The organism is Pseudomonas fuscovaginae SE-1, from assembly GCF_000364705.1.
GTDB classification, from domain to species: Bacteria; Pseudomonadota; Gammaproteobacteria; order Pseudomonadales; family Pseudomonadaceae; genus Aquipseudomonas; species Aquipseudomonas fuscovaginae_A.
The window spans coordinates 1-3569 of record NZ_AQOH01000110.1 but is presented as its reverse complement, the minus strand read 5'-3'; the positions used below and the strand labels follow the sequence as shown (position 1 = coordinate 3569).

The 3569-nt window shown below is 66.8% G+C and carries 1 protein-coding gene; it reads right to left on the bottom strand.

Annotated features, from left to right (window positions below; genetic code table 11):
* On the bottom strand, positions 1 to 3569 hold a 3569-nt coding region (locus K675_RS0111915; protein ID WP_017903748.1), incomplete at both ends, for a non-ribosomal peptide synthetase.

Below are 3569 nucleotides of genomic sequence, written 5' to 3'. Positions count from 1 at the left end.
CCGGCCGGAATGCGGTTGGCCGGCGCCTGGAACAGGGCCTGGCTGTCGCGATCGATGGCCTGGGCCATCTCGCGCACGCTGGGGGCGGTGAACACGGTACGTACGCTGGCGTTGAGGCCATGCTGGCGCAGGCGGTCGATCAGACTGACGGCCAGCAGCGAGTGACCGCCGAGTTCGAAGAAGCGATCGTGCCGGCCGACCTGCTCGATACCCAGCAGGTCCTGCCAGACGCCGGCGACGATCTGCTCGAGCGTGCCGCGCGGGGCTTCATAGGCACGGCTGGCAAAGGCTTCCTGACCCGGCGCGGGCAGGGCGCGGCGGTCCAGCTTGCCGTTGGGGGTCAACGGCATGGCTTCCAGGTGCACATAGGCGCTCGGCACCATGTACTCCGGCAAGCTTTCCAGCAGGGTCGCACGCACTTGCTCGACCGGCACGGCGTCGCCACACAGGTAGGCGACCAGGCGCTTGCTGTCGGACCGGCCCGGCTGGCTTTCGCGGGCGACCACCACGGCTTCGTCGATGCCTTCGCAGGCGGCGAGCGCGGCCTCGATTTCCCCCAGTTCGACCCGGAAACCACGGATTTTCACCTGGTCGTCGTTGCGGCCCAGGTATTCCAGGGTGCCGTCCGCGCGCCAGCGGGCCAGGTCGCCGGTTTTGTACAGGCGGGCGTTCGGTGCGGTGGTGAACGGGTCGGCGATAAAGCGCTCGGCACTCAGTTCGGGCCGGTTGAGGTAGCCACGGGCAACGCCGACGCCACCGATATGCAGTTCACCGGCCACGCCCAGTGGGGCGAGGTTGCCGACGGCATCCAGCACATGCAGCTGGGTATTGCGCAGCGGCGTGCCGATGCAGCGGAAGTCTTCGCTGTCGCGCTCCATCAGACGGATCGAGGCGTTGACCGTGGCTTCGGTCGGGCCGTAGGCGTTGAACAGCGCCGGCCGATGGGTTTCGCGTTCGAACCACTGGGTCACGGCCTGCTTGCCGACCGCTTCACCGCCGATCATGAACTGACGCAGAGAAGTGGGCAGCGGCACATGGGCATCGCGGGCGATCTGTTGCCAGAACACGGTGGGCAGGTTGGCGACGGTGATCGCGTATTGCTCGCACAACGCGGCGAAGGCGGCGGTGCCGGCGATCCAGGCATCACTGCGCAGTACCAGGGTGGCGCCGGAGAGCAGGGCGCCGAAGATCTCCTCGACGGACATGTCGAAGGTCATGCTGGCGAATTGCAGGATGCGGTCCTGCGGATTGAGGCCGTAGCGCTCCTGCAGGGCACCGATCTGGTTGCACACGGAGCGATGTTCGAGCATCACGCCTTTGGGCTTGCCGGTGGAGCCGGAGGTGTACATCACGTAGCACAGGTGACGCGAGGTCAGGCCGGCGATCCGTGGGTTGGCATCGTTGCCAGGGCTGTCCGCCAGCGACAGGCTGGGGATCGCCAGTGGCGGCAGTTTTGCGATCAGATCCCGCTGGCCCAGCAGCACGCGTGGCATGCTGTCGTCGAGCATGTGTTGCAGGCGGTCCTGCGGGTAGTTCGGATCCAGCGGCACATAGGCGCCCCCGGCCTTGAGGATGGCCAGGATGCCGACGATCATTTCCGGGCTGCGCTCCACCAGCAGCGCCACCCGTTCATCCGGTTGCAGGCCTTCGGCGATCAGGCGATGGGCGAGGCGGTTGGCCCGGGCGTTGAGTTCGGCATAACTGAGAGCGGCGCCTTCGGCCTGGACCGCGATGGCCTCGGGGCGCGCCTGCACCTGTTGTTCGAAGACTTCCTGCAACAGTAGTCCTTCGTTGAACGGCGCATAAGTCGGGTTGAAACCGATGAGCAACTCGCGACGCTGCTGGTGATTGAGCAGCGGCAGGCTTGCCAGCGGCTGCGCAGTGTCGCCGAGCAGGGCGTCGAGCAGGTGCAGCAGATGGCGGCCCCAGCGGGCGATGGTGCTTTCGTCGAACAGGTCGGTGGCGTATTCGAACTGGCCGCGGATGCTTTCACCGTCGTCGTTGAGCGACAGGCTCAGGTCGAACTGGGTGGTGCCGGTGGCCTGTTGCAGCGGTTCGATATCCAGGCCGGGCACGGACAGCGCCTGGTCTTGCGGGGTGTTGCCCAGTACCAGCATGGCCTGGAATAGCGGGCTGTGACCGAGGCTGCGTTCCGGTTGCAGGGCTTCCACCACCTGTTCGAACGGCAGTTCCTGATGATCGTAGGCATCCAGGGTGATGGCCTTGATCCGGGCCAGCAACTGGTCGACGCGCTCGTGGGCCTGGACATCGACGCGCAGGGCCAGGGTGTTGACGAAGAAGCCGATCAGCGCCTCGGTTTCCTGGCGTGGACGGTTCGCCACCGGGGTGCCGACCACCACCTCGGCCTGGTTGCTCAGGCGCGACAGCAGGATCGACCAGGCGGCCAGCAGGGTCATGAACGGGGTCAGGCCCTGTTGCTGGCTGAACTGGCGCAGTCGGGTGCTGAGCGTGGCTGGCAGTTCCAGCGGCAGGGTCGCACCGAGGTAGCTTTGCACCTGCGGCCGCGGACGGTCGCCGGGCAGTTCCAGCAGAGCTGGGGCTCCGTCTAGGTGTTCACTCCAGAAGCGGGTCTGGGCCTGCAGGCGTTCGCCTTGCAGGTGTTGCTGCTGCCAGGCGGCGTAGTCGGCGTATTGCAGGGGCAGTGCTGGCAGTGGATCGTCCAGGCCCTGGCTGAAGGCGGCGTAGAGGCGATTGAATTCGCCGATCAGCACGGCCACGGACCAGCCATCGGAGACGATATGGTGCTGGGTGACCAACAGGACATGCTCGTCGGCGGCCAGTTGCAGCAGGCGCCCACGGATCAGTGGGCCCCGGCTCAGGTCGAACGGTGCGCCGGCTTCCTCACGGCCCAGTCGCTCAACGGCCTGTTGCCGGGCCCGCGCGTCCAGGTCCCGCAGGTCATGCTCGATCAGACTGAAACCGATGTCCGCTGGGGCGAAGTGCTGGCGCACGTCATCGCCCTGGCGTTCGAAGGTGGTGCGCAGGCTTTCGTGCCGGGCGACGATGCGGTCCAGGGCGCGTTGCAGGGCCTGGCGATCGAGCTGGCCGCGCAGGCGCAGGGCCGCCGGCATGTGGTAGGCGATGCTGGCGGCGTGATCCAGTTGATCGAGGAACCACAGCCGTTGCTGGGCCAGGGACAGCGGTAGATCCTGGTCACGGGGCACGGCCTCGATGCTCCGCACGGACGAGCGAGTGGCCTGGTCGACGCACTGGGCGAGGGCTTGCAGGGAGCCGATGGCGAACAGGGTGCGCAGGTCGATTTCGGCGCCGAGTTCCTGATGCAGGCGGGCCTGGAGCTGTACGGTCAACAGGGAATGGCCGCCCAGTTCGAGGAAGCCGTCGTGACGACCGACCTGGTCGAGACCGAGCAGGGTCTTCCAGATTTCGGCGATGGCTGTTTCGGTATCACCGACCGGAGCCTCGTAGGCCTTGCTGGCCAGGGATTCGGCACCCGGTGCGGGCAGGGCACGGCGGTCGAGCTTGCCGTTGGCGGTCAGTGGCAGCTTGTCCAGATGCACGAAGGCACTGGGCACCATGTATTCGGGCAG